The following is a 25,747-nucleotide window of genomic DNA, read 5'->3' on the forward strand; positions in this document are numbered from 1 at the left end:
CTCTCCAGTCCCGGCATGCGCATGGTCATGCGCCCTAGCCGGTCCGCCTCCCATCAGCAGGGCCACAGGTCCCATCAGAGCCGCCAGCGCCCGCATGCGGGCCATCCCCGCTTGGATCATGGTATTCATCATTGGAACGTATTGCTATCGGACCACGGTCACATGGCCGACCGTCTCCCGCTCTTCATTGTTGCACGCGCCGGTGTACCTGAGCACGAAGACGTACACGCCATCCTGCACCGTGCCGCCGTTGTAGCGGCCGTCCCAGAAGGGCTCCATGCCCTCATTGGCCCAGAGCTGCTCGCCCCAGCGGTTGAAGATCGACATCTTCACGGTACGCTCCCCGAAGCCGGCGATGCGGAAGACGTCATTCACGTTGTCGCCATCAGGCGTGAAGGCGTTGGGCGCGAAGACCTGCGGCAGGGAATCGAGCATGATGACCTTCACGCTGTCGGTGTGGGGGCAGCCCCACAGGTCCACCATCTCATAGGTGTACATGCCAGGCGCCCAGGCACGGGTCTCCCGCGTCTCCGCCCCATTGCTCCAGCGGAAGGCCAGTCCGTCGATGGGAACCCGGAGCTCGGCAACGGCATCCGGGCAGACCTGCACCGAATCATAGAGCGCATGGCGCGGGGCCGCCGGGATCGCCACCTGCACGGCACCCTGGCATAGTCCGTCAGACACGGTCACCGAGTAGGTGCCGGCTTCCTGCACGGCGATACTGGGGGTGGTTTCGCCGGTGCTCCAGGCATAGCTGGCCGCCGCTGGGTCCGTGTCTGGGAGGATGACATTGAGCACGGCCTCGCCATCGGGGCACAGCACTGTGTCACCCACATAGTAGACCGGCAGCACATTGTTCAGGATCACCTGCATGGATGCCGCATCATCCTGTCCGCAGCCCAGGTCGGTCACATTCAGGGTGACGATGTAGACCCCGGGCAGCGTGTACTGGTGGGAGGCCTCCGGTCCGCTGATGACGGTGCCATCGCCCATATCCCAGGTGAAGGCCAGGCTGTCGCCCGTGCTCAGGTTGCCGGTGGTGAGCGTGAGGGTGGTGCAATCCCCTACCTGCTCGGCGGTGAAGGCCGCCGCCACCGGCTCGAGCGGATCGATCTGCACATCGATGGATACCGTCTCGCTCGGCGAGCAGCCCAGCGTATCCGTCATGGTCAGCGTCACGGTATAGGTGCCGGGGCCGCTGAACACGTGCGTGATGTCCACGGTGGTGTATGACGTTCCGTCGCTCAGCTGCCACAGGTACGCGGCATTGGTGCCCGTGCTCTGGTTGGTCGTAGCGAGCAGCAGTTCATCGCAATCGAACACCTGGTCCGCCACGAACGCCGCATCGATCGGCTCGCTGGGCATCACCGTCACCTGCACGATGGCGGTATCGGCCAGGTTGCAGCTGGACGTATCGTTCACGATGAGGGTGACGGCGTAGGTGCCCACGCCCTGGAAGAGGTGAACAACGTCGGCGGTTGCATAGGTCGCTCCATCGCCCATGTCCCATTGGTAGGTCATGCTTCCCCCGGTGCTCTGGTTGGTGCATGCCACGCTGAGCTCCTCGCAGCCGGGCGATTCGCTGATGGCGAAGGCTGCGGCCACCTGGAGCGGCGGGCCGATATCGATGGGCACCTGCACCGTGTCGGCTCCGCTGCAGCCGGTGGGATCCTCGGCGATGAGCTGCACCAGATAGCTGCCGGGGCCGGGGAACTGGTGAACCACATTGGTATCCGTGTACTGCGTGCCGTCCCCCATGTCCCAGTACCAGGTGAGCGGGTCGCCGGTGCTGAGGTTGGTGGTGCTGATCTCCATCTGCGTGCAATCGATGGTCTGCGTCCAGGTGAAATCCGCATCGATGGGCTGCTGGGCGCCGATGGTGATGGGCAGGTAGATGGTATCCGCCAGGTTGCACGAGAGGGAATCCATGGCGATCAGGGTCACCGTATAGGCGCCCGGCTCCGTGTAGGCATGGCTCGGCTCGAAGGCCTCCACGGGCGGGCTCCCATCGCCGAAGTCCCACACCCAGGTATCGCCGGTACTGGCGTTGCTGAAATCGATGACGATGGGCGCACAGCCCTGGTTGAGGGTGCTGGCCCCAGCGGCATTCACCCCGCTGACCGCGAAATCGATCTTGAAGACGCCGATGTCCCAACCGCTGGGCTGCACGTTGCTGTACGCGCCCGGAGTGGTGGGAAACCCGCCGCTGGTGCAGACCGCTTGGTACACTTTGCCGTTGGCATCGAACCGGCTGGTACCGCCGTCCACATGGCCGGCGCCCTGGTAGTACGTCCCGTAGATGATGTTGGCCATGTCGGGCTCGTAGGTGGCCAGGTAGAAGCCACCCGAGGTGTAGAGGGGCGTTCCTGCTGTCGGCCAACCTGAGCCCACGCTGTAGCCGCTGATGTAGATATTGCGGCACACGTCCACGAGGAAGGCCACCGGCACCATGCTGCCGCCGAAACCGCCGGCATCAGCACCCAGCTGCGTGCGGAACACCTGTCCGGAGAGCGCCGCGTCGAATTCGGCGACGAAGATTCCGCCGGTGGCCTGCCCGTAGGTGCCCGCCGGCCAGATGCCCAGGTTGGCAGCAGGCGATTGGCCGTAGATGTACGCATTGTCATCAAGGTCCAGCTGGAGGAAGAATGCCACATCCTCGCCATTGCCGCCGAAATAGGTGCATGCCAGCACGCTGCTCGCATCCGCATCGAACTTGGCGATGAAGGCCTCGCGCCCGCCATTGGAGGCAGCCTGGTAGGCCGCCGGGCCTGCCGGCAAGGTGGACCCGAGGGTGCCGCCGCACACCACCGGCTGCCCGGCCCCATCGAGCTTGATGCCGAAGCACATGTCCGCCTGGGCGGTGCCGAAGTAGGTGCCGAAGATGAGGCTGCCCAGATCGGGCGCCAGGCAGAAGGCCACGCCATCCTGCGCACCGGCATGGGCGGGCTGGAACGCACCACCGCTCACCGGGAAGCCCGGGGAATCGGAGCAGCTGGCCACATAGATCCTTCCCGCAGCATCGCAGATCACCTCGCCGCGGTAGGTATCGCCGTAGTTGCTCGTGAATGAATTGCGGCCATCGTTGCCGGGCGTGCCCATGTAGGTGCTGCCGACCAGGGCGGTCCCCGTGGGATTCAGCTTCGTGACCACGATATCCGCGGCGCCCCCGTTGTACGTGGGATCGAACGCACCTGCGCTCACCGGATAATCCGACGATGCCGAGCTCCCGAACACCGTAAGCTCTCCATTGGTGGTCACCACCAGGCTGTGTGGATAGTCGCCGCTGTTGCCGCCGAGGTAGGTGGCAAAAAGCAGCGTGGTGCCCGTGGGGTTGAGCTTGCTCACCGCAATGTCGATGCCGCCGTTGTTGGTGCCATCGAACGCACCTGGCGTGGCCGGATAGCCCTGGCCGAAGCAGATGGCCCCGGTGTAGATGTTCCCCAGGATGTCGTAGGTGGCGGTATGCCCGTAGTTCTGCGTGGTGCCGATGTTCCCGGTACCGCTAAGCGTGCTGGCCACCAGCGTGGGGTCGATCACGATAGGGCGGTCGGCAACGACGCCCTTGCCGAAGGCAAAGCCCACGGTGCTGCCCTCCAGGGTGAAGCGGCAGGGCACCTTCTCCCGGTCGCCATCAGCATACCACGCGATGGGGGCCATCTCCTTGAGCTCTCCCACGGAGGTCTGCAGCAGGAGCCGGCCATGCTCATCGATGGCCATACCGTCCAGCCCCTCATAGCGGAAGCGAACCTGCTGCGCGGCCTCCCGGTCGGCCAGCAGCACATCATACTTGAACCCGCCGGCCTCCTCATGCAGGCGGAGGTCCACCCCCGGCCACAGCTCGCGGTAGCGCACCTCACCGAAATGATGCACCTCTGATGCCCAAGCGGCCGGGTCGGCCCCGATGAAGTAGTTGAAGTAATCCACCGATCGCCCCTCGGCGGTGACCTGCGCAGCGGCATTCGCTCCCTCGAACCAGGCATACCAAGCATGGCCATTCACCCTGACCCGCTGCATGGCTCCTGGACCCTCGTGCTGGGCATCGTGAACGCGGTCGGGCACCGCTTCATCCAGCTTGGAGAACACGAGGCGGTTGCGCTCTGCGAACAGCGCTACCACACCGAAATCGGCCCGGTAGAGGATGGGGCTCTGCCATTGGCCCTTGTTCTCCACGTACTCGCCATGTAGCGTTGGGGCCGGAGCGGATGGCCCGTGGCCGGTTGCGTGCCCATGGTCGTGCTGCGCTTTGGCGGCCAACCCGAGGATCAGGCAGCCCGAAAGGCTCCAGGTGCGAATGGTTGGGAGGTCGTACGGCATGGTCAGGGCTTCAGGGTAGATGGATGACAAGGGTTCGGCCCCGAAGGTTGCCTTGTGCCTCCCTGGAGCGCGGCGCCGAGCCACCGAGCCCGTCGGAATACCCGCTGAGGCCGGAATGCGCGCCGACGAGCCGGCTACCTGAACTGCAGGTCGTAGAGCTTGCGGTAAGCGCCTCCGCGCAGCAGCAGCTCCTGGTGGGTGCCCTGCTCGATGACGCGCCCCTTCTCAAGGACCAGGATGCGATCGGCGTGCTGCACCGTGCTCAGGCGATGGGCGATGACGATGCTGGTCCGCCCACGGGTGATGCGCTCGGTGGCCTGCTGGATCAGCTGCTCGCTCAGGCTGTCGACACTGCTTGTGGCCTCATCCAGCACGAGCACCTTGGGGTGCTGGACCGCCGCGCGGATGAACGCGAGCAGCTGCCGCTGGCCCGTGCTGAGGATGCCGCCGCGCTCGCCCACCTCGGTGTCGTAGCCCTTGGGCAGCTTCATGATGAAGTCGTGCGCGCCCACCTCCCGTGCCGCGGCCTCCACCTCAGCGCGGCTCACGGAGGGGTCGTGCAGCGTGATGTTGCTGTGGATCGTGTCGCTGAAGAGGAAGACATCCTGCAGCACCACGCTGATGCTCCGCCGCAGGTCGCCCAAGCGGTAGTCCCTGATGTCAACGCCATCCAGCAGCACTGCGCCCTTCTGGAACTCATAGGCCCGGCTGAGTACCTTGATGATGCTGCTCTTGCCACTGCCCGTGGCGCCAACCAGCGCGATCATCTGCCCCGCACGGGCCTCGAAGCTCACGTCCTGCAGCACCCACCGGGGTTCCTCCTCCGGGGTATCATCGGCATAGGCGAACCAGAGCCCATCGAAGCGGATGTCGCCCCGGAGCCCGGCGGTCGAGGCGGTTCCTTCGTCGGCGATGGCCGCCTCGGTATCCAGCACCTTGAAGACGCGCTCGCTGCCCACCATGCCCATCTGCAGCACGTTGAAGCGGTCGGCCAGCTGTCGGATGGGCCGGAAGAGCATGTTGATGAAGAGGATGTAGGCGAAGACATCGCCCAGCGTGGCATGGCCGGCCAGTACGTCCTTCACCCCCCACCATACCAGGAAGCCGAGCGAGATGGCGCTGAGGACCTCCACTACAGGGAAGAAGATGCTGTAGGCGAGCACACTGCGGATGTGCGCGGCGCGGTGCTCCCGGTTGATCTCCTTGAACTTGCGGAACTCCTGCTCCTCGCGCCCGAAGAGCTGCACCACGGCCATGCCCTGGATGTGCTCCTGCACGAACGTGTTGAGCCGCGCCACCTGCGTGCGCACATCCTGGAAGCTCTTCTGGATGCTGTTCTTGAAGATGCTGGTGCTCCACAGCAGCAGCGGGATCGGCACCATGCTCAGCAGCGCCAGCTTCCAGTTCACGATGAGCATCACGGCCACCACCACCACCAGCTTCAGGATGTCGCCCATGATCATGAGCAGGCCCTGGGAAAAGATGTCGTCGATGGTCTCGATGTCGCTGATCACGCGTGTCACCAGCTGCCCGATGGGCGTACGGTCGAACCAGCGGAGCTTGAACCCCATGATGCGGGCATAGAGCCGCTGACGCAGGTCGAAGGTGACGGCCTGCCCCAGCCAGGCGGTCCAGTAGGCCTGGTAGAATTGGACGATCGTCTCCACCAGCAGCAGGGCAACCACGATGAGCGTAACCGTCCACAGGCCCCGCTCGTCGCCGGTGAGGGCGTAGTCATCGATCATGTCGCCCATGAGGAGCGGACGCACCACCCCAATGGCCGCGAGCAGGATGGTGAGCGCGAACGTCGACCAGAAGACCGCACGGTAGGGACGCGTGAATGCGAACACGCGCCCGAAGAGCTTGCGGTCGAATGCCTTGCCTTGCGCGGAGCTCATACCAGGATGGATGGCCGCCGGGACGCCGATGCGCGGATAGCCCGATGGATTTGTGCCTCTAGCCCGTGCATCCCTCTCCGTCCTTCCGCCTGTGCGGTTTATTCCGGGCAGCAAAGATCGCTCGGCAGGAATGGATACACGACATGCTCCAGGTAAAGCCCGCAGGCAGGGGCGCTCCGGCCGGCGGTGTGGCGGTCCCGTGCAGCCAGCACCTCGGCCATGTGGGCGGCGGGCTGCTGCCCTTTGCCGATGCGGATGCAGGTGCCCACCACGGCGCGCACCATGTTGCGCAGGAAGCGATCGGCCTTGATGCGGAAGAGATAGCCGTTGGACGTCTCCTCCCAGCGCGCCTCGCGCACGTCGCAGAGGCTGGTCTTCACATCGCTGCCCACCTTCTGGAAGCTGCTGAAGTCGTGCGTGCCGATGAGGGTGCGGCAGGCCTCGTTCATCACCACCACATCCAGCGCTGGCTTCAGCTGGTGCGACAGATGCGTGAGGAAGGGATCCTTCAGCCGGTGGATGCGGTAACAATAGCCGCGCTCGGTGGCGCTGAAGCGGGCATGCGCGTCGTCCGGCACGCTGATCACGCGCTTGACGGCGATGTCGTCGGGCAGCAGGCTGTTGAGGCTGTACACGAAGCGCTCATCCAAGGGCGCATCGCTGGGCCCGTCGAAATGCAAGAAGTACCGCGTGGCGTGCACGCCGGTGTCGGTGCGGCCGCAGCCCACGGCATTCACCTTGTGCCGGTGCAGGGCGAACTGCAGCGCGCGCTCCACCTCGGCCTGCACGCTGGGCGCATAGGGCTGCCGCTGCCAGCCGCGGTAGGCCGTGCCGTTGAAGGCGATCTCGAGGAAGTAGCGCGGGAGGATCTCCATGCGGGCGGCGAAAGTACTTGGGGCAGCAGGGTTGAGCAGGCTGCGGGTCGCTTCGCGGCGACAGGCCCGATCGGTCGATGGTTGTGGGCCCAGCACCCAACCTGCCTTCACCTCAACCTTCAACCCCCGACCTTCTGTCATCTTCGCCCCATGCGCATCGGCCTCCTTTCCGACACACACGGTTGGCTCGACCCCAGGCTCCAGGAGCACTTCGCGCCATGCGATGAGATCTGGCATGCGGGCGACATCGGTGACCTGAGCGTGACCGATGAGCTCGCGCGCTGGAAGCCGCTGCGCGCGGTCTGGGGCAATATCGACGACGCCAAGGCACGCGCGTCCTTCCCCGAGCACCAGCGCTTCACCTGCGGCGGCGTGCGTGTGTGGATGACGCACATCGGCGGAAGGCCTCCGCGCTACGACCGAGCAGTTGCGGAAGAGCTGCGCCGCGACCCGCCCGGCCTCTTCATCTGCGGCCATTCGCACATCCTGCTGGTGCAGTTCGACCCGACGCTGAACTGCCTGCACCTCAATCCCGGCGCCGCAGGCAGGCACGGCTGGCACAAGGTGCGCACGGCGCTGCGGTTCACCCTGGCGGAGGGCCGCCCCGGGGACCTTGAGGTCATTGAGCTGGGGCCTCGCGGGCAGGCCTGAGTCAGGCTCCTGCCCCACCAAGCCTTTCCTTTGCCGCATGTCCCTCTCCTCCGCGCTGCTCGAGAACGCCGTGGACCAGCTGGCCAGCCTCCCCGGCATCGGCCGGCGCACCGCCATGCGCCTGGCGCTCGACCTGCTCCGGCGCGAGCCGCAGGAGGTGGCGCGCTTCAGCGAGGCCATCCGCCGCATGCGCGACGAGCTCCGCTACTGCGAGGTGTGCTGCAACATCAGCGACGAGCCGCGTTGCGCCATCTGCCGCGACCCCGCGCGCGATGCCGGCCTCATCTGCGTGGTGGAGGACATCCGAGACGTGATCGCCATCGAGGGTACCCGCCAATACCGCGGGCTCTACCACGTCCTCGGCGGCGTCATCAGCCCGATGGAGGGCCTCGGCCCGGATGACCTGAATACCCAGGAGCTCATGGACCGTGTGCTCCGGGGCGGTGTGCGCGAGGTGGTGCTCGCCCTGGGAGGCACCCTGGAGGGCGATACCACGGGGTTCTACCTGAACCGCCGGCTCACCGAGGCCGGCGTGCTCGTCACCGCCATCGCACGCGGCATCAGCGTGGGCAGCGGCCTTGACCAGGCAGACGAGGTGACCCTGGGGCGCAGCATCGCCGACCGGAAACCCTATGAGCAAACGATCAGGCGATAAGGCACACCGCCAAGCGCTCGCACCAGCACGCCCCCGGGCCCGCATGAAGCTCAGCGTCATCATCGTCAACTACAACGTCAAGGCCTACCTGGAGCAGTGCCTGCGCACGGTGTTCACGGCGCTCGATGGAATCGAGGGGGATGTATTCGTGGTGGACAACCTCAGTACCGACGGGAGCGTGGAGATGGTGAAGGAGAAGTTCCCGCAGGTGCGCCTGATCGCCAATGCAGAGAACGTGGGCTTCAGCCGGGCGAACAACCAGGCCATCCGCGCGAGCCGTTCGGAGTACGTGGTGCTGCTCAATCCTGATACCGTGGTGGGCGAGGACGTGTTCCACAAAGTGATCGGCTTCCTGGACGCCCATCCGACGGCCGGAGGCCTGGGCGTGAAGATGATCGATGGCAAGGGCCGCTTCCTGCCCGAGAGCAAGCGCGGCCTGCCCACCCCTGCAGTGGCCTTCTACAAGATCATCGGCCTCACGCGCCTGTTCCCCCGCAGCCGCGTCTTCGGCCGCTACCACCTGGGCCACCTGCCCGAGAATGAGCGCGCCCGCATCGAGATCCTCTCCGGGGCCTGCATGTTCCTGCGGCGGCGCACGTTGGATGAAGTGGGCCTGCTGGACGAGAGCTTCTTCATGTACGGGGAGGACATCGACCTCAGCTACCGCATCACCTTGGGCGGCTATGAGAACTGGTACCTGCCCGAGGCGCGGATCATCCACTACAAGGGCGAGAGCACCAAGAAAAGCAGCGTGAACTACGTCTTCGTCTTCTACAACGCCATGGCCATCTTCGCCAAGAAGCACTTCACGCGAAGGAGGACCGACCTGCTCAGCCTGCTCATCACCGGCAGCATCTACCTCAGCGCCGCGGCCGCGATCGTCACGCGCTTCCTGAGCCGGGCGCTGCTCCCCATGCTGGATGTGCTCCTGCTCTGGGCCTTCGCCCTCGCCTTCGGGCATTCCGGGCTCGCAGCGCCGCAGGTGCCGGAGCGCTTAGCCGCATGGACACTGCTGATGGTGGCCTGCCTCGGCCTGGCGGGCGCCTACGACAGGCCCGTGAAGCTCCTCAACCTGCTGAAGGGGTCGCTGCTCTTCGCCGCGGTCGTGCTGCTCTGGCTGGCCTTGAACGGCGAGCCTTCCGATCCCGGCCGCTGGCGCGGGCTGCCTGCGCTGCTGCAGGTGGTCCCTGTCGTGGCGGCTGGCCTCGCTTCGCGCACAGCCCTGAGCCTGCTGCGCGTGAAAGGGTACGGGCTGCGCGACCGTGAGCGTCAGCGCGTGCTCGCCATCGGGTCGGCGCAAGAGGCGCGCAGGGCACTGGCCCTCCTCTGGCAGACCCATTACGGCCTGGGGAGGCAGCTGCAGATGACGGCCGCCGAAGCCTTGGATGAGGGCGCCCTCAAGGCCATCAAGCGCACCATCCGCCGACAGGGCGTGGACGAGGTGGTCTTCTGCGCACAGGACCTTCCCTACCGCCGCATCATCGACCTCATGGAGGGGCTCAAGCGCGCCGGCGCCATGTTCAAGGTGGCCCAACCCGATGGCGAGTTCATCATCGGCCCCAGCAGCATCGAGAGCCTGGCCGATATGGACGTCCTGGAGGAGCATGCCGTGAGCAGCGCTGCGGGGAAACGGGCCAAGCGGCTGCTCGATACCGCCCTGAGCCTGACCCTGCTCGCGGGCCTGCCCATTGCCTGGCTGCTGGTGAAGGACCGCATTGGCTTGGTGCGCAACGCCTGGAGGGTGCTTCTCGGCAGGCGGAGCTGGGTGGGGTACCGCCAAGGCGGTCATCGGGTGCTACGGCTCCCGGCCATCCGGCCCGGCGTCCTGGACACGCTCACCGGAACGTCGCTCAACAGCGAACTCGCCGTGCAGCGGGCCAACGTGGAGTATGCCAAGGATTATAGCCCCTGGCGCGATCTGCGGCTGGTGATCCGGGGCTTCTCCCACCTGGGGCGGGCCTGAGCACCCGATGCCGGTGGTTACATTTGGCCGCCGCCCAACAGGGCGCACGGTTCCATGGCATCCATCGAGATCCTGCTGCCCAAGATGGGCGAGAGCGTGGCCGAGGCCACGATCACGAAATGGCTGAAGAAGCCCGGCGACGCGGTAGCGGCCGACGAGCCCATCGTGGAGATCGCCACCGACAAGGTGGATAGCGAAGTGCCCGCTCCGGAGGCCGGCATCCTCAGCGAGCAGCTGGTGAAGGAGGGCGACGTGGTGAAGGTGGGGCAGCCCATTGCGCGCATCGGCGGCTCGGCAGCCGCGCCGCCCCCTGCCCCTGCGAACGGTTCAGCAAAGGCTCCCTCCCCGGCGGCGCCCCCTGTAGCCATGCCGGCCGTGCCCGCATCCGCCGCCGCCATACCGGTGTCCCGAACCGGTGCGAGCGGGAAGTTCTACAGCCCGCTGGTGCGGAACATCGCGCAGAGCGAAGGCATCAGCATGGCCGAGCTCGAGGCCATCACCGGCACCGGCGAGGGCGGCCGAGTCACCAAGAAGGACATCCTCGGTTACCTGCCTAACCGCGGTGCTGCCCAGGCCCCTGAGCGCGTTGCCGCGCCTTCCATCGCCCCCCCGTCCGCTCCGGCCTCTGCCGCGCCGCCATCTCCGGCGCCGCCCCCCGCTCCCGCCCTGGTGGCCGCCCCAGGCGACGAGATCATCGAGATGGACCGGATGCGCCGGCTCATCGCCGACCACATGGTGATGAGCAAGCGCACCAGCCCGCACGTCACCAGCTTCGTAGAGGCCGACGTCACCAACCTGGTGCTTTGGCGCGAGAAGGCGAAGAAGGCCTTCGAGCAGAGGGAAGGCGAGAAGCTCACCTTCACCCCCGTCTTCATCATGGCCATCGTGCAGGCCATCAAGGAGATGCCCATGGTGAACGTGCAGGTGGACGGCTACAGCATCATCCGCAAGCGCGACATCAACATCGGCATGGCCGCCGCACTTCCCAGCGGGAACCTCATCGTCCCCGTGATCAAGAACGCTGACCAGTTGAACCTGGTGGGGCTGGCGAAAAAGGTGAACGACCTCGCCAACCGCGCCCGTGCCGGTAAGCTCCAGCCCGATGAGGTGAGCGGCGGCACCTATACGGTGACTAACGTAGGCACCTTCGGCAACGTGCTTGGCACGCCGGTCATCAACCAGCCCCAAGTGGCCATCATGGCCACCGGCGCCATCCGCAAGAAACCGGCCGTGGTCGAGACGCCCACCGGCGACATGATCGGTATCCGCCACATGATGTTCCTGAGCCATAGCTATGACCACCGCGTGGTGGACGGCGCGCTAGGCGGCCGCTTCGTGAGGCGCGTTGCCGACATCCTGGAGCAGTGGTCGACGGAACAGGCCTATTGACCTCGCAGGCTGAGGGAAAATCCTACTTTAGACCCCGTTCGTTCATCCCATCGCCCCCATCCGCGGATTCCATGAAGCACGGGTACTCCTTCGCCCTTTTCGCCATCCTGGCGGTCCTCTGCCTGCCTGTCAGCGCCCAGCCGAGCACATCCACAACCTGGAAGTTCGAGGAGGGCAACAAGCTGATGGAGGAGAAGCTCTTCAACCAGGCCGCGGAGATCTGGAAGGAGCTACTGGAGCAGGATGCCGAAAATGCCAACCTCAACTACAAGCTGGGCCTGAGCTACTTCAGCTCCTACAACCAGAAGGCCAAGGCCCTCCCTTACTTGGAGAAGGCCTCCATGCTCCGCAAGAGCGGCGGCTACGGCGGATTCAACACCACCGGCTACGACCCCTTCGATTCCCGGGAGCGCAATGCGCCGGTGGAGGTCGATTACTACCTGGCCCGCGCTTATCATCTCGGTGAGCAGTTCGACAAGGCCGACCAGCTCTACCAGAAATTCGTGGACGAGGTGGATGCGAAGCATGCCCTGCGGCCCATGGCGATCCGCGGCAAGGAGCAGACCGCCAGCGCGCGCGAACTACGCAAGACCCCCTTGGGCTTCCAGGTGTCGAATGTTGGTCCCGTGGTCAATGGCGACCATCCCGACTTCAGCCCGGTGCTCAGCGTGGACGGCAACGCCCTCTTCTACACCTCGCGCAGGATCCGGCCGGACAGCAGCAACAACAATGTGCTGGACCCCATCGCCGGCCTGCCGTACGAGAACATCTACGTGAGCTACAAGGACCGCGAGGGCAACTGGCAGGCGCCTGAACTCCTCAACATCAACCCCAAGGGCGCCGGTCACTTGGGCTCGTTGAATGTGGCCGCCGATGGCCAGACCCTCTACATCTACCGCGACGACGGCGGCGACGGGAACATCTACGAGAGCAAGCTGGTGGGTGAGGTCTGGACCGACCCCGTGCTCATGGGAAGCGATATCAACACGCGCTCTTGGGAGACCCACGGCGCGCTCACGGCCGACGGGAACACCTTCTACTTCATCAGCAACCGCCCGGGCGGCCAAGGCGGCCGGGACATCTACCGCGTCGTGCGCTTGCCGAACGGGGCCTGGAGCAAGGCCCAGAACCTGGGGAACGTGGTGAATACCGTTTACGACGAGGACGGCGTCTTCATCCATCCCAATGGCCGCACCATGTATTTCAGCTCCATGGGCCACAACAGCATGGGCGGGTTCGACATCTTCCAGACCGAGATGCAGGACGATGGCACTTGGACCCCGCCGGTGAACCTGGGCTATCCCCTGAACACCGTGGATGATGATGTCTTCTTCATCACCACCGCCGATGGCCGCCGCGGGTACTTCAGCAGCGACCAGATGGGCGGCTTCGGCGAGAAGGACATCTACTTCGTTGACCTGCCCAGCGAACGGGAGGCCGAGGGGCTCACCGTGCTCAAGGGCTATATCATTCCGGCCGCCGGCGAATCGCTGCCGCCCAGCACCATCCTCTACGTGACGGACAAGAGCACCGGCGAGGTGAAGGCCTACAAGCCGCGCCAGCGCGATGGCGTCTATGTCGCTATCCTGCCGCCCTGCCGCGAGTACAACCTCGATTACCGGGTGAACGACAAGACCGTTCATACGGAAGACATCTTCGTGGAGTGCGAGAGCGCCTATCAGGAGATCAACAAGGAGATCTACCTCGCTCCGGTGTCCCTCGGCGGGCCGGCGAGCATCGTGGACCTCCCGAAGGGAGCGCCGCCGGGCAAGAAGGAGAAAGGCGAACCGGTGAAGCCGAAGGATGGCGCTGTGGCCGTCGTCGAGCCTGGGAAGGAACCCAAGGAGGGCAAGGTGACCAAAGAAGGCAAGGAGAAGCCGCTCACCGATGCGGAGGTGAAGGAGAAGGCGGGCAAGCACACGGCCCCCGTGGCCACGTATGCGGATGAGTTCGCCAAGTTCTACGCCTACAACATGAAGGACATCGATCAGGGGGATGCCCGCTGGAAGGAGTTCATCGATGTTGTGGTGAAGCTCATCAATGAGAAGGGCGAGGCGCGAGTGGTGGTGGAAGCGAGCGCATCCAAGGTGCCCACCAGGACCTTCGGCACCAACGACAACCTGAGCCGGCAGCGCATGGAGGACGCCCGAAAGCGCCTGGTGGAGGCGGTGCAGGCCCGTGGCGCCGACCCAAACAAGCTGATGCTCGAGGCGGTGAACCACCTGGTGCAGGGCCCGCGGTACCTCGGCGACTACCAGAACACCGAGAAGTACGGCAAGTACCAGTACGTGAAGCTGAAGGTGCGCTGACCTGCCGATCTGTGAAGAACTCGCGGGGCCCCGGTGATGCCGGGGCCCCGTCTTTCATGCACCTTCGTGGCATGCGCCTGGCCCTTGAACGCCCACTCGCCTTCTTCGACCTCGAGACCACCGGAACCCGCATCGGTAAGGACAGGATCGTCCAGATCGGGATCGTGCGGCTCATGCCGGACAGCGCCCGGGTGACCTATCAGACCCTGGTGAATCCCGGTATCCCCATCCCTGCAGAAGCGACCGCTGTGCACGGCATCACGGACCTGGACGTGGCCATGGCGCCCCCCCTTGATGCGGTGGCGCCTGAAGTGCTCGCCGCCCTTGAGGGGTGCGACCTTGCCGGATTCAATTGCCTGCGATTCGATGTGCCCTTCCTCGCGGAGGAACTGTTCCGCGTGGGCGTGGAGTGGGACCATGCCCGTCTGCGCATCGTCGATGTGCAGCGCATCTACCACCGGATGGAGCCGCGCGACCTCAGCGCAGCGCTGCGCTATTACTGCGGCCGCGAGCATGAGGGCGCGCACGATGCACTGGCCGACGTGGAAGCCACTGCCGATGTGCTGCTGGCCCAGCTCGAGCGCTATCCCGACCGGCTGCAGGGCACGGTTGATTTCCTTGGCGAACTCAGCGGGGATCGCCAGCGCAGCCCTGATGCAGCCGGGAAGCTCCGGTTCGATGAAGCGGGGAGCATCTGCCTCACCTTCGGCAAGTACAACGGCTGGTCGCTGGAGAACATCGGCCGCAACGACCCGGGCTACCTGCAGTGGCTGATGACCAAAGCGGAGCTGCCCGGGAGCACCTTGGCCGTGATGCGGGCCGCCTTATCCGACCTCAACGCATGAAGATCATCTGCATCGGGCGCAATTACGGCGCGCATGCCAGAGAGCTGGGCAATGACCTGCCGGAAGAGCCGGTGGTCTTCCTCAAGCCGGAGTCGGCACTCATCCCGCACGGAGGCCCCATCCAGCTGCCGGCCTTCAGCACCGATGTGCACCACGAAATCGAACTGGTCTTCGCCATCGCCAGGCGCCATGGCCAGGCCCTCGCCGATCGCGTCACCATCGGACTGGACCTCACCGCCCGCGACGTGCAGCAGGAGCTGAAGGCGAAAGGCCTGCCATGGGAGAAGGCCAAGGCCTTCGACGGTTCGGCCTACGTGGCTCAGGTGTTCACTGCGGTGGAATCCTTCCCGGCAGGGCACCACCTGGAATTCATGCTCAAACGCAATGGTCAAGTAGCGCAATCCGGGCACAGCGGACAGATGATCTTCGACGTGCCCGCCCTGATTGCGCATGTGGAGCGCTACATGCGCCTCGAGACCGGCGACCTGCTCTTCACCGGCACCCCTGCCGGAGTGGGACCGCTGAACGCCGGAGATCAGCTGGAAGGCTTCCTGCTCGGGGAGCTCCTGTTCGACCTGAGCGTGGAGGGACCGGCTACCGAGCGGTAAGGTACCTTTGCCACCATGTCCAAGATCGTCCACGTCGGCAACATCGCCTGCGGCTCCGAGCAGCTCTTCCTCATCTCCGGTCCCTGCGTGATCGAGACCGAGGATGTGATGCTGCGCACCGCCGAGAAGCTCAAGGAGGTGAGCGAGCGCCTGAAGCTGCCCGTGATCTACAAGAGCAGCTTCACCAAGGACAACCGCAGCAGCGTGGACTATTACCAGGGCCCCGGCCTGGAAGAAGGGCTGAAGGTGCTGGCCCGCATCAAGAAAGACTTCGGCTTCCCGATCCTCACGGACATCCACTACCCCAGCCAGGCCAAGCCCGCCGCCGAGGTGGTGGACGTGCTGCAGATCCCGGCCTACCTGGTGATGCAGACCACCCTGGTGACCGAGGCCGCGAAGACCGGCGCCGTCATCAACCTGAAGCACGCGCAGTTCCTGGCGCCGGACAACATGGTGAAGCCGGCCGAGAAGTGCGTGAGCGTGGGGAACGACAAGATCATCCTCACCGAGCGCGGCTACACCTTCGGCTACAACGACCTCATCGTGGACCCGCGTGCCTTCTACCACATGCGGAGAACCGGCTACCCCGTGGTGTTCGACATCACGCACAGCATCCGCAAGTACGGCATCCCCAGTGCCGATCCCCGCGGCGGCAATCGCGACGTGATGCCCACCATCGCCCGGGCCGGCGTGGCCGCTGGCGTGGACGGTGTGTTCATCGAGACCCACCCCGACCCCAGCACCGCCCTCTGCGACGCCGCCAGCCAACTCTGCGTGTACGACCTGGAGGAATTCATCAAGCCCCTGCTCGACCTTCACGCCGTGGAGGTGAAGCACCGCAACGTCACTGTAACCCCATAGATTAAAGTACGGGCGACCATATGGTCGCCCCAACACACTCCGCATTCCATGGAACTCTACCTCGACAGCGCCGACATCAAGGAGATCGACGAAGCCTTCAAGCTCGGCTTCCTCACCGGCCTCACCACCACGCCCACCTTCATGCACCGGGGCGGGGTCACGAACATCGACAAGATGATCCTCGACCTCGCCAAGAAGGTCCCCATCCTGCAGGTGGAGGCCTTGGGCGAGACCGCCGAGGAAGTGGTGAAGGAGGCCAAGCGCCAGCTGAAGATGGGCCTGAAGAAGGAGACCACCGTCTTCAAGATCCCCGTGAGCCTGGAGGGCCTGCGCGCCTGCAAGATGCTGCGCAACGAAGGCATCATGGTGAACGTGCACCTGGTGTACACCATCCAGCAGGCCTACATGGCCATGCAAGCCGGGGCCACCTACGTGTGCCCGCTCGTCGGCCGCCTGCAGGATCAAGGCCACGACGCCCTCGCCCTCGTGGAGCAGTGCGTGCGCGCCGTGAACTACTACGGCTACGACACCAAGATCATGTTCAGCAGCGTGCGCACCGTGGAGCATGTGCGCAATGCGGTGGAGCTCGGCGTGCACACCATCACCGTGCCCTGGAAGCTGATGAAGCAGCTCACCGACAACCACTTCACGGCCATCGGCACCAAGCAGTTCTACGTGGATACGCGCCTGATCACCATGAAGGTGAAGGACGTGCTCTCGCGCAGCAACCCCATCGTGAAGGACAGCGCCACCGTGAGCGAGGCCCTGGTGGAGATGACCAAGCATGGCTTCGGTGCCGTGATGGTGGTTGACGGCAAGGGCAAGAACGTGGGTGTCTTCACCGATGGTGGCCTACGTCGCGGCATCGAGAAGGAGGGCAACAAGTTCCTCGCGAAGAAGCTGAGCACGCTGAAGTTCAACGCGCCCTTCACCATCAGCCCGGAGGCCCTGCTCGACGAGGCCCAGAAGGCCTTCAAGGAGCACAAGGTGGACACGTTGAGCGTGAGCGAGAACGGCAAGCAGCTCGGCATGCTCGACATCCAGGACCTGATGAAGGCGATCGCGGGGTAGGCTGCGCTCCGGCCTGCGCGCGTGGCGTGTTGACAGCTTACGCGTTACGTGTTGCGGGTCGTCCATCCAACCCGCAACACGTAACAAGCCAACACGCAACGGATCCCTGTGAGCCTCCTCCTCCCCTTCACCACCCACGGTCTCCGCACCACTGCCCCGGAGCCTGAGCTCCTGCGCCGTTTGGCCCGCACCAAGGCCGTGCTCTTCGACTGGGACGGCGTGTTCAACGACGGCTTCAAGGATGCTGAGGGAGGAAGCCCCTTCAGCGAGGTGGGCAGCATGGGTGTGAATCTGCTGCGCTTCGCCCTTTGGCTGCGGGACGGTCACCTGCCCAAGGCCGCGGTGATCACCGGTCAGCACAACCCCTATGCGGAGCGCTTCGCCCAGCGCGAGCGGCTGCACGGCGTGTACATGGGCTTCACCAACAAGCCCGAGGCCTTCGATGCCTTTCTCGCGAAGCACGGACTGCAGGCCGATGAGGTGGCCTTCTTCTTCGACGATGTGCTCGACCTGCCCGTGGCTTCGCGCTGCTGCCTGCGGGTGATGATCGGCAGTCCCGTTACCGCCTGGCTCGTGGAGCAGGTCATCGCGCGTGGCGAGGTGGATATGGTCACCGCCAACAGCGGCGGCAGCAACGGGCTGCGCGAGGCCACCGATGCCGTGATGGCCTTGCTGGGTGTGGGCCGGGACGTGCTCGCGCACCGCGCCGGTTACACGGAGAACTATCAGCGCTACCTGGGCGAGCGCCAGGCGGTTGTGCCAGAGGTCGTGCGCAACGCGCGCTGATCCGCCACCGCGATGCCTTCAACGGCCACACTGCCCAATCTGCTCTGGGGCGCATTGGCCATCACAGGGCTCATGGGGGCTGCCATCTGGAATGGCTATCCGCTCGTCTACTCCGACACCTCCTCCTACCTCGGCAGCGGCTTCACCTTGGACACGCTTGTCGACCGGCCGATCACCTACGGCCTTTTCCTGCGCATCACCAGCCTGAATGGCCTTACACTTTGGATCTCGACGCTGGCGCAATGCGCGCTGCTCTGGTGGTGCCTTTCCCTCACGCTTGCCTGGGCGGGTATCACCAGGCTGCGGAACCGCGCCATCATCGTGCTGGCGCTCTGCACGCTGTCTGGCCTCCCATTCGTGAGCGGACAGCTCATGGCCGATGCCTTCACGCCCATGCTCATCCTGAGCCTTCTGCTGCTCATTGCGGGCGAGCCGCCACGCGGCCAGCGCTGGTTGTTGCATGGGGTCTTCGTGCTTGCCTTCGCCATGCACATGTCGCACGTGCCCCTCGCTCTCCTGCTCATCCCCGTCGCGATCCGCATCAGCAGGGCGGCAGGCACGGGCAGTCACGCCTGGCGGCGCGCGGGGTTGCTCGTGCCGCTGATGGCCGTCGCCCTCATCCCCATGGGGTCCAGCCTGGCCAAGAGCAAGCACGTCTTCTTCATGGCGCACATGGCCGAGGAAGGCATCCTGCAGCGCTACCTGGAGAAGCACTGCCCCGGTGAGGATCTCGTGATCTGCGGGGCCCCAAGCATGCCATCCAGCGCCGATGCCTTCCTGTGGGGGCCCGACAGCCCGCTGAATCGCTTCCCCAGCTGGAGCGCCGCAGAACCTGAATTCAAGGCCATCATCGCGGAGTCCCTGCGCGACCCGGAGCTTCTCTTGCTCCACGGCAAGGCTTGGCTCTCCGCAGGGTCGCGTCAGCTGTTGCGGTTCGACCCGGCGGATGGCATGGGACCCTTTGCAGACGGCACGCTCCTCCAGCAGCGGATCGAAGCGCACATCCCGGGTGATGCGGTGGCCTTCGCCCATTCCCGCCAGTCGGCCGGCCTGCTGACCCCACCGCATCTCGATTCCCTCAGCCGAGTCCAAGCCGGAATCATGGCCCTTTCGGCCGTGCTGCTGCTCGCGTACGCTTTCGTACGCCGGACGTGGCGCTCCAAGGGCTGTTCGGCGGCCCTGGTTCTGATCTCGGCTTATGTGCTGAACGCCTTCCTGAATGCAGGGCTTGTGATGGTGGCCGACCGATTCGCCGCCAAGCTTGCGTGGACCATCCCGCTCGCCGCCCTGCTCGTAGCGCAGAGCCTCTTGCGGGACCGTGTCAGCCCTTCATCCTGACCCGTGCCACCTGCTCGCCGGGACCCACCCGCACCGAAGCCTGCTGGAAGGTCGGGGGTCCCATGGTGCCCAGGGCATCATTGCCGAAGCCGTAAGGCTCCCGCGGAATGCCCATCCAGTTCGTATCCAAGGTCCCGTTCGCATTCACATCATGGAACACCTTGACGGCATGCGGGCCGTGAGGCAGGTCAGCGAATACCACGCGTTCCACCGCCCCTTTCACGGGCACGCGCATGGTGCGACAGCCCTTGTCGTTCGCGAACGAATCGGCCGAAGGGCAAACCGCCAGCATGAGGTATCCGCCGGCATCCGGTTTCGAGAGCACGACCTCCACGGTAACGCCTCCTTGAGCTGCGAGGTGCCCGGCGGAGGCCATCGCGATGACGGTTACCAAGCTCCTCATTGGAATCGTGCTGTTTCGGTCAGGGCATCGGCGAGGCGCCGCTCGAATTCGGACCGGCTTACCTCGAATGCTCCGAGGGATCGTGTGAAATCGTTGATGTACTGCGTATCAAAAAGCCTGAATCCGGCCTTCCTAAGGATTCCGGACAGGGAATGGAACGCCGCTTTGCCGGCATTGTTCACGCCGAACATGCTTTCCCCGAAGAAGGCCGCACCCAGCGCGACGCCATAGATGCCGCCCACGAGCGCTCCATCACGCCAAGCCTCCACAGAATGCGCGTATCCCCTGCGATGCAGGTCCGAGTATGCCAGGACAAGGCGCTCGTCGATCCAGGTCGACTCCCGGTGCGCGCAGCCCCGCATGACCGCCTCGAACGACGTGTTCACGGTGATGCTGAATCGGCCGTTCCGCAGCTGACGCGCGGTTACGCGATCGGGCACAATGGCGCCAAGATCGAAGATGGCGCGAGGGTCCGGTCGGTGCCAATGCAGGTCGCCATCCTCTTGCACCATGGGGAAGGCCCCGATGGCATAGGCCCTCAGAAGCGTGGCGGCATCAAGCGCTTGATGCCTGGCTGCCGTATTCATGTCTTCATGACCCGCACGGTCATCGAGCCTTGGCCCAGCATGACTTGGACCAGGTAGGCACCGGAGCGCAGCGCATCCAGACCTTCCAGTCGGAGCTCACCCCCTTCGAAGCGTGCCTGGCGCTCCAGCGCAATGCGACCGGCCACATCCCGGAACTGTACGGATACCTGTCCCTCCCCTCCGGGCATGCGGACCACGAGGCGGTCATCGAACGGCACCGGATAGGCGAGCAGTTCATCGGCCTCCCGGTGACCGTCCATCCCGACCTGCATGAGCCAGGCGTGCGCCTGCAGGAAATCCGGTATGCCGTAGCCCATGCTGTCATTGGGCGTCCCGTAGAGGTGGGCGCTTCGCCTCACGGCGTCCATGACTTCGTGCGCCGTTCGCTCCGGGTGCAGCTGCCACAGGCAGGCCACCAGGCCGGCCAGGATGGGAGCTGAGAAACTCGTTCCATTCAGCGGCGCTATGCTATCGCCCTGTGCCCGCAAGCCGATGGCGCCTGCGCCGAGCGCCATCACGTCCGGCTTCACGCGGCCATCGGCGCTGGGCCCGAAACCGCTGAACCCGGCGTGCATGCCCTGGTCGCCCACGGCACCCACGGCCAGGATATCCACGGCATCCGCAGGCGCGCTGATGCGGCGCCAAGGGCTCCATCCGTTGTTGCCCGCGCTCTGCACCGGTATCATGCCCTTCTCGGAGGCGATGCCGGCCGCGATGCTGATGCGCGTGGTGGCACCATCGAGGTCGGCGTAGGCATGGCTCTGAAGGCTGTCGTCGTAGGTGGTGTAGCCAAGCGAGGTGTTGAGCACGTCGCAGCCCAGGCTATCGAGCAACTCGGCACCCGCCACCCAGTTATCCTCCTCGATGACCAGCTCGTATGCCACCTCCTCGGTACGCACCAGGGCATAGTCGGCCAAGGGGGCCGTGCCTTGAAGGAAACCCGGAAGGATGCCGGCCATGCAGGAAAGCACGCTGCGCCCATGCCAATGATCCGCATAGACATCCCCGTCGTGAGCCACCAGGTCGCGCGCGAGCACGATGCCCTCCCGTGCTCGCAGACCATCGAACGCGGCAAGCGAATCGGTGCCTTCGAACCCGGAATCGAGCACGCCGATCAGCATGCCCTGCCCTTTCGCCTCCATGGCGTGCAGTTCATGGCCATTGAGCATGCTGATCTGCGTCCACGATGCACCGTAGTCCTCGGGTTGCCCACCGCGCTGCACCATGGCAGGCGGCGCCTCCAGCGAGAACTTGTCGACAGGAGCGGGGACCGGCGCAACGGCGCGCCGGGTGCTCCGGACCGTCTGCACGAAGGGCAGCGCCTCGATGGCCGCAAGGGCAAGCTCGTCCGTCGTGCGGATGGTAATGGCGTTGAACCACTTGCTGCGGTTGACGAGCTCCACATCGCCGGTGGCCAGCACGGCTCCGATGTAGGAGGGATCCACCGGAAGGTCAAGCTCATCGATGGCGATGCCTTGGGCCTGGCGCCGCGCGATGGAGCGGGGTGAAAGGAAGGCCTCGGGTTCAGCAATGGAGTACGGCGTGCCCTCCTTATCCGAGAATCGGACCCAATAGGAATCAGGGCCTGTCTGCGCAATCAGAGACGATGCGCTGAAGAGCATCAGGAAGCCTGCCGTATGACGCGCGCGTTTCATTCCGTTCCGAAGGCCACTGCTTCCATCTCGAGCCTCCATCCCTGCGTACCGGAGGATTGCGTGGTCGATTCGTGCCATATCTTCTGGACCAAGCCCACCCCCTTTGCATAGCGCTCCTCGAAATCGCGGCGCTCCACCACATTGGCGGGCACGGTGTTCCGCACGAGCACGGTCTGGGGGAACCCGAGCGAATCACCGGTCCACGGCAGCCCCACGTTCCGGAACGCCACCTCCAGTCCCTCCGCGGCATTGAGCGAATTGATGTCCCAGCGCCGGCCATCACGCACGGGAAAGGACAGCTTCAGGCGGCGGAGATTCTCCTCAGCCACCTCGGCCGCAACGGCGTTCATGGTGCTGGTCCACACATCGCGCACCACCCACTCGCCCGATCCATCGCGCACGACGCGGTGGATGCGCCAGGCCGGGCGGCCTGCGGGATCGGTGTAGGCCTCCACCACCTTTTCCCTCAACCGGTAGCTCACGCTGCCCGTCACACCGGCCGCCTCATCCTGCCAGGTGGAATCGACCTGGTACTCGATCCAGGAACCCACCTTGCGCGGGAAATAGTCGAAGCCCAGGTCCACCGGGGAGGCCTCTTCCTTGCCGCATCCTGTAGCCAGCAATGCCAGGAACAGCGCGATCGGGATCGGTGCTTTGCTCATGCGATGGGTTGCGGGCGATCGATGAACCCTCCGCCGAGCACATCGTCCCCCATGTAGAAGACGGCGCTCTGCCCGGGTGCGATGCCTGTGACGGGCGCATGGAAATCCGCATGGACCCGGTCGCCGTCCATGCGCAGCGTAGCCGGCGTGCCCTTGTCCTTGTACCGGATCTTCACCACGGCCTCCATCTCCCCCTCCAACGCGCTAACCTTCTGGAAGTTCGGCTGCCGCACCCACATGCTGGTCCGCTGCAGGTCGGCCTTCCGCCCCAGCACCACGGTATTCGTGTCGGGCCTGATGTCCGTGACGTAAAGCGGCTCGCCTGTGGCGATGCCCAGGCCCTTGCGCTGGCCGATGGTGAAGAAGGGGTAACCGTCGTGCTCGCCGAGCACCTCACCGCTCACGCTCACGAGCTTGCCGCCCGCCAGCTTGGCGGTCGCCTCAGGCTCCTTGCGCTTGAGGAAGCCACGGTAGTCGTTGTCCGGGATGAAGCAGATCTCGTAGCTCTCGCTTTTCTGCGCCAGTTCAGGGAATCCGCTTTCGAGGGCCATCTGCCGGATCTCGCTCTTGCGGAAGTGCCCGATGGGAAAGCGCGTGCGCGCGAGGTTCCTCTGCTCGAGCCCCCACAGCACATAGCTCTGGTCCTTGGTTTCATCGCGGCCCTTCGACACCACCCAGCGCCCGCTCTCCAGCTGCCTGGCTTGGGCGTAGTGCCCGGTGGCGATGAGTTCGCAGTCCATCATGTCGGCGCGCTTGAGCAGCGCCTCCCACTTGATGAAGGTATTGCAGAGCACGCATGGATTGGGCGTGCGCCCTGCCATGTACTCGCGCGTGAAGTTGCCGATGATCGCCCCGCCGAACTCCTCGCGGATGTCGATGATCATATGGTGGAAACCGCGGCTCACGGCCATATTGCGCGCATCGCTGATGCTGTCGAGGTCGCAGCAGCCGGTGATCCGCCTGCCACCGCTGGCATCCGCATAGTCCCAGGTCTTCATGGTGACGCCGATGACCTCGTAGCCCTGCTCATGCAGCATGAGCGCGGCCACGGAGCTGTCCACGCCACCGCTCATCGCTACCAGGATTCGCCCGTGCTTGCTCATGGCTGTGCCACGCCAGCCGCGTAGCGCGTTGTCTTGACCAGCCTACCCCGCTCATCGTATTCGCGCACCTCGCCCTCCAGCTGATCATTCACATAGGTCCCCTCGAGGCGCTTCGTCTGACCCTCGAGCACGCGCTCCACATCCGCCGGAGCGCCCATCGTCGGATCAGGCTGCACCGGTTTCATCACCCAGCGGCCATTGGCATGGTACTCGGCGAAGGGGCCCTCACGGCGGCCCTTCCGGTAGGTGACCTCGCGCTTGAGCTGCTCGTCATCGTAGTACTCCCGGAATGTCCCGTTCTCCTTGCGCTCCTTGATGAGTTGACCGCGGGCGTAGAGCATCACAACCTGGATCGAGCCATCGGAATTGTAGTAGTACCACGTGCCATCGCGATCGCCGTTGATCATCTGGCCCTCGATCTCCTTGTTCCCTGAGGGATAGTAGAACACCATGCGGCCCTCCGGCTCACCGTTGCGGTAGTGCGACTCGCTCTTCACCTTGCCGCTTGGGAACCAGCTCATGCTCGGCCCTTCAAGGATGCCGGCTTTCCGCTCCTCGCGCTCTGCCACCTGCCCTCCAGGGTAGTAGGTCACCTGCTCGCCGTCGAGCTTGCCCGAAGCATACCGTTCCACTTTCCGCAGCGAACCATCCAGCGCGAAGTAGCTCCATGTGCTGTCCTTCGACTGCCCCACGTACCGGCCCCGTGCCATCACCTGGCCGTTGGCGTGGAAATGCTCCGCCCGGCTGACGCTGCCATCGCCCGCATGATGCTGCACCGTGGTGAGCTTGCCATCCTCCCCGAAGTGCCTGAAGACGCCCACCGGCATATCGTCCACGAACTGACCCGTGTACCGCAGCGTACCGTTCGGCCAAGCCTTGGACCACGGCCCCTGCTTGCGGCCCTTCGCATCCGTCGCATTCTGGCCGAACGCGCCGGACAGGCCGCCGATGAGCATGGCGCACAGCAGAAGGATGGCACGGAAGCGCATGGAAAGGCTCAAAGGTAACGGCCTGTGACAAGGCCCATGCCCTTCTCCTGTGGAGGCCGAAGGGCCGCGCACGGCCGAGCCCCTCGCCAACGCTGCAATCAGTCCATTCGCGCAAATTCGTCAGGGGGGCACCGCGAAAACTGAAGAAATGACCGGAAGCCGGGCCCCTGCGGCGCCACATCGTCCGAATCCTTACGAAGGCATTCCATTGGCTGGACTGGACGTCCGATGAGCAACTGCAAACCAAACAATACCAAGCACGCCATGACGATTGCGAAGTACCGTCCGCAGGCTGCGTTCACCAGCCCCTTCAATGATTTCGTGAATGAGTTCTTCGGTCGCGACATCACCCAGTTCCTCGGGGCCGATGAGGTGCGCAAGAGCGCGCCTGCCGTCAATATCGTTGAGCGAGAAGGCGAGTTCGAACTGCGCGTTTCCGTGCCAGGCTATGGGAAGGATGAGCTCAAGCTCAACATGGAGGCCGACATGCTCACGATCAGCGCCGAGAAGAAGACGGAAGACCTGAAGGAGTCGGAGCGCTACACGCGACGCGAGTATGTGCACAGCGCCTTCAGCCGCAGCTTCCGCCTTCCCGAAACGGTGAACCCGGATGCGATCACGGCTGAATATACCAATGGGATCCTGCACGTGCGCCTGCCGAAGGCCGAGGCAGCGAAGCCGAAGGCCCGGGAGATCGGCATCAACTGAGGCGCCATGAACGGTTCGGGAGCCCCGCTCGGCGGGGCTCCCGCGTTCGAGGAAACCCAAGCCGTACAAGTAGCGTA

21 protein-coding genes are annotated in these 25,747 nt (G+C 64.9%); 12 read left to right on the top strand and 9 right to left on the bottom strand.

Annotated features, from left to right (window positions below):
• Nucleotides 1-144 precede the first annotated feature (144 nt).
• From QY325_07500 to truA, 3 genes are all read right to left on the bottom strand, one after another.
• A complete protein-coding gene (locus tag QY325_07500; protein ID WKZ67765.1) occupies nt 145-4,344 on the bottom strand; it encodes a PKD domain-containing protein in 4,200 nt (1,399 codons plus the stop codon).
• A gap of 104 nt (nt 4,345-4,448) precedes the next feature.
• Entirely contained in the window at nt 4,449-6,212 is a 1,764-nt protein-coding gene (locus tag QY325_07505; GenBank protein WKZ67766.1) for an ABC transporter ATP-binding protein, read from the bottom strand.
• Between the two features lie 98 nt (nt 6,213-6,310).
• Nucleotides 6,311-7,087, bottom strand: coding sequence for a tRNA pseudouridine(38-40) synthase TruA (truA, locus tag QY325_07510; GenBank protein WKZ67767.1), 777 nt, complete (start codon nt 7,085-7,087; stop codon nt 6,311-6,313).
• Nucleotides 7,088-7,237: 150 nt separating this feature from the next.
• Between truA and QY325_07515 the strand changes: the two genes are divergently transcribed.
• The 11 genes from QY325_07515 (at nt 7,238) to QY325_07565 (ending at nt 19,563) form a co-directional block, all read left to right on the top strand.
• Nucleotides 7,238-7,738: a metallophosphoesterase family protein gene (locus QY325_07515; GenBank protein ID WKZ67768.1), complete on the top strand. Its 501-nt coding sequence runs from the start codon at nt 7,238-7,240 to the stop codon at nt 7,736-7,738.
• Nucleotides 7,739-7,775: 37 nt separating this feature from the next.
• A complete protein-coding gene (recR, locus tag QY325_07520; GenBank protein WKZ67769.1) occupies nt 7,776-8,393 on the top strand; it encodes a recombination mediator RecR in 618 nt (205 codons plus the stop codon).
• 43 nt (nt 8,394-8,436) lie between these two features.
• On the top strand, nt 8,437-10,356 hold the full coding sequence (locus QY325_07525; protein WKZ67770.1) for a glycosyltransferase family 2 protein: 1,920 nt from the start codon (nt 8,437-8,439) through the stop codon (nt 10,354-10,356).
• Nucleotides 10,357-10,410: 54 nt separating this feature from the next.
• Nucleotides 10,411-11,745, top strand: a complete 1,335-nt coding sequence (locus QY325_07530; protein WKZ67771.1) for a dihydrolipoamide acetyltransferase family protein — start codon at nt 10,411-10,413, stop codon at nt 11,743-11,745.
• 71 nt (nt 11,746-11,816) lie between these two features.
• Nucleotides 11,817-14,054 (top strand): hypothetical protein, encoded by a 2,238-nt coding sequence (locus QY325_07535; protein WKZ67772.1) that lies wholly within the window; start codon nt 11,817-11,819, stop codon nt 14,052-14,054.
• 71 nt (nt 14,055-14,125) lie between these two features.
• Complete coding sequence (locus QY325_07540) at nt 14,126-14,899, top strand: 3'-5' exonuclease (GenBank protein ID WKZ67773.1); 774 nt, start codon at nt 14,126-14,128, stop codon at nt 14,897-14,899.
• On the top strand, nt 14,896-15,507 hold the full coding sequence (locus QY325_07545; protein WKZ67774.1) for a fumarylacetoacetate hydrolase family protein: 612 nt from the start codon (nt 14,896-14,898) through the stop codon (nt 15,505-15,507). The genes QY325_07540 and QY325_07545 overlap by 4 nt, the downstream gene beginning before the upstream one ends.
• 15 nt (nt 15,508-15,522) lie before the next feature.
• Nucleotides 15,523-16,368 (top strand): 3-deoxy-8-phosphooctulonate synthase, encoded by an 846-nt coding sequence (gene kdsA, locus QY325_07550; GenBank protein ID WKZ67775.1) that lies wholly within the window; start codon nt 15,523-15,525, stop codon nt 16,366-16,368.
• Nucleotides 16,369-16,416: 48 nt separating this feature from the next.
• Nucleotides 16,417-17,439 (top strand): transaldolase family protein, encoded by a 1,023-nt coding sequence (locus tag QY325_07555; GenBank protein WKZ67776.1) that lies wholly within the window; start codon nt 16,417-16,419, stop codon nt 17,437-17,439.
• A 108-nt stretch (nt 17,440-17,547) separates the two neighbouring features.
• Nucleotides 17,548-18,225 carry a hypothetical protein gene (locus tag QY325_07560; protein WKZ67777.1) on the top strand — a complete coding sequence of 226 codons (678 nt, stop codon included), beginning with the start codon at nt 17,548-17,550 and terminating at the stop codon, nt 18,223-18,225.
• A gap of 12 nt (nt 18,226-18,237) precedes the next feature.
• On the top strand, nt 18,238-19,563 hold the full coding sequence (locus QY325_07565) for a hypothetical protein (GenBank protein WKZ67778.1): 1,326 nt from the start codon (nt 18,238-18,240) through the stop codon (nt 19,561-19,563).
• Here QY325_07565 and QY325_07570 read toward each other — a convergent pair.
• Genes QY325_07570 through QY325_07595 form a run of 6 tightly spaced genes read right to left on the bottom strand, consistent with a single transcriptional unit; the run spans nt 19,547 to nt 24,962 of the window.
• The gene (locus tag QY325_07570; GenBank protein ID WKZ67779.1) at nt 19,547-19,966 is read right to left on the bottom strand and encodes a DUF2141 domain-containing protein; all 420 of its coding nucleotides are present in this window, start codon (nt 19,964-19,966) and stop codon (nt 19,547-19,549) included. The two genes, QY325_07565 and QY325_07570, sit on opposite strands and share 17 nt — an antisense overlap.
• Nucleotides 19,963-20,553, bottom strand: a complete 591-nt coding sequence (gene aat, locus QY325_07575) for a leucyl/phenylalanyl-tRNA--protein transferase (protein WKZ67780.1) — start codon at nt 20,551-20,553, stop codon at nt 19,963-19,965. Before aat ends, QY325_07570 begins: the two co-directional genes overlap by 4 nt.
• The gene (locus QY325_07580) at nt 20,550-22,208 is read right to left on the bottom strand and encodes a S8 family peptidase (GenBank protein WKZ67781.1); all 1,659 of its coding nucleotides are present in this window, start codon (nt 22,206-22,208) and stop codon (nt 20,550-20,552) included. Before QY325_07580 ends, aat begins: the two co-directional genes overlap by 4 nt.
• A complete protein-coding gene (locus QY325_07585; GenBank protein ID WKZ67782.1) occupies nt 22,205-22,870 on the bottom strand; it encodes a hypothetical protein in 666 nt (221 codons plus the stop codon). The genes QY325_07580 and QY325_07585 overlap by 4 nt, the downstream gene beginning before the upstream one ends.
• Entirely contained in the window at nt 22,867-23,973 is a 1,107-nt protein-coding gene (gene mnmA / locus QY325_07590) for a tRNA 2-thiouridine(34) synthase MnmA (GenBank protein ID WKZ67783.1), read from the bottom strand. The genes QY325_07585 and mnmA overlap by 4 nt, the downstream gene beginning before the upstream one ends.
• Nucleotides 23,970-24,962, bottom strand: a complete 993-nt coding sequence (locus QY325_07595; protein WKZ67784.1) for a toxin-antitoxin system YwqK family antitoxin — start codon at nt 24,960-24,962, stop codon at nt 23,970-23,972. Before QY325_07595 ends, mnmA begins: the two co-directional genes overlap by 4 nt.
• 264 nt (nt 24,963-25,226) lie before the next feature.
• On the opposite strand from QY325_07595, the gene QY325_07600 reads away from it, so the two are divergent.
• Complete coding sequence (locus tag QY325_07600; protein ID WKZ67785.1) at nt 25,227-25,670, top strand: Hsp20/alpha crystallin family protein; 444 nt, start codon at nt 25,227-25,229, stop codon at nt 25,668-25,670.
• Nucleotides 25,671-25,747: the final 77 nt, after the last annotated feature.

The sequence above is a fragment of the Flavobacteriales bacterium genome (assembly GCA_030584065.1).
Taxonomy (GTDB): domain Bacteria; phylum Bacteroidota; class Bacteroidia; order Flavobacteriales_F; family PHOS-HE28; genus PHOS-HE28.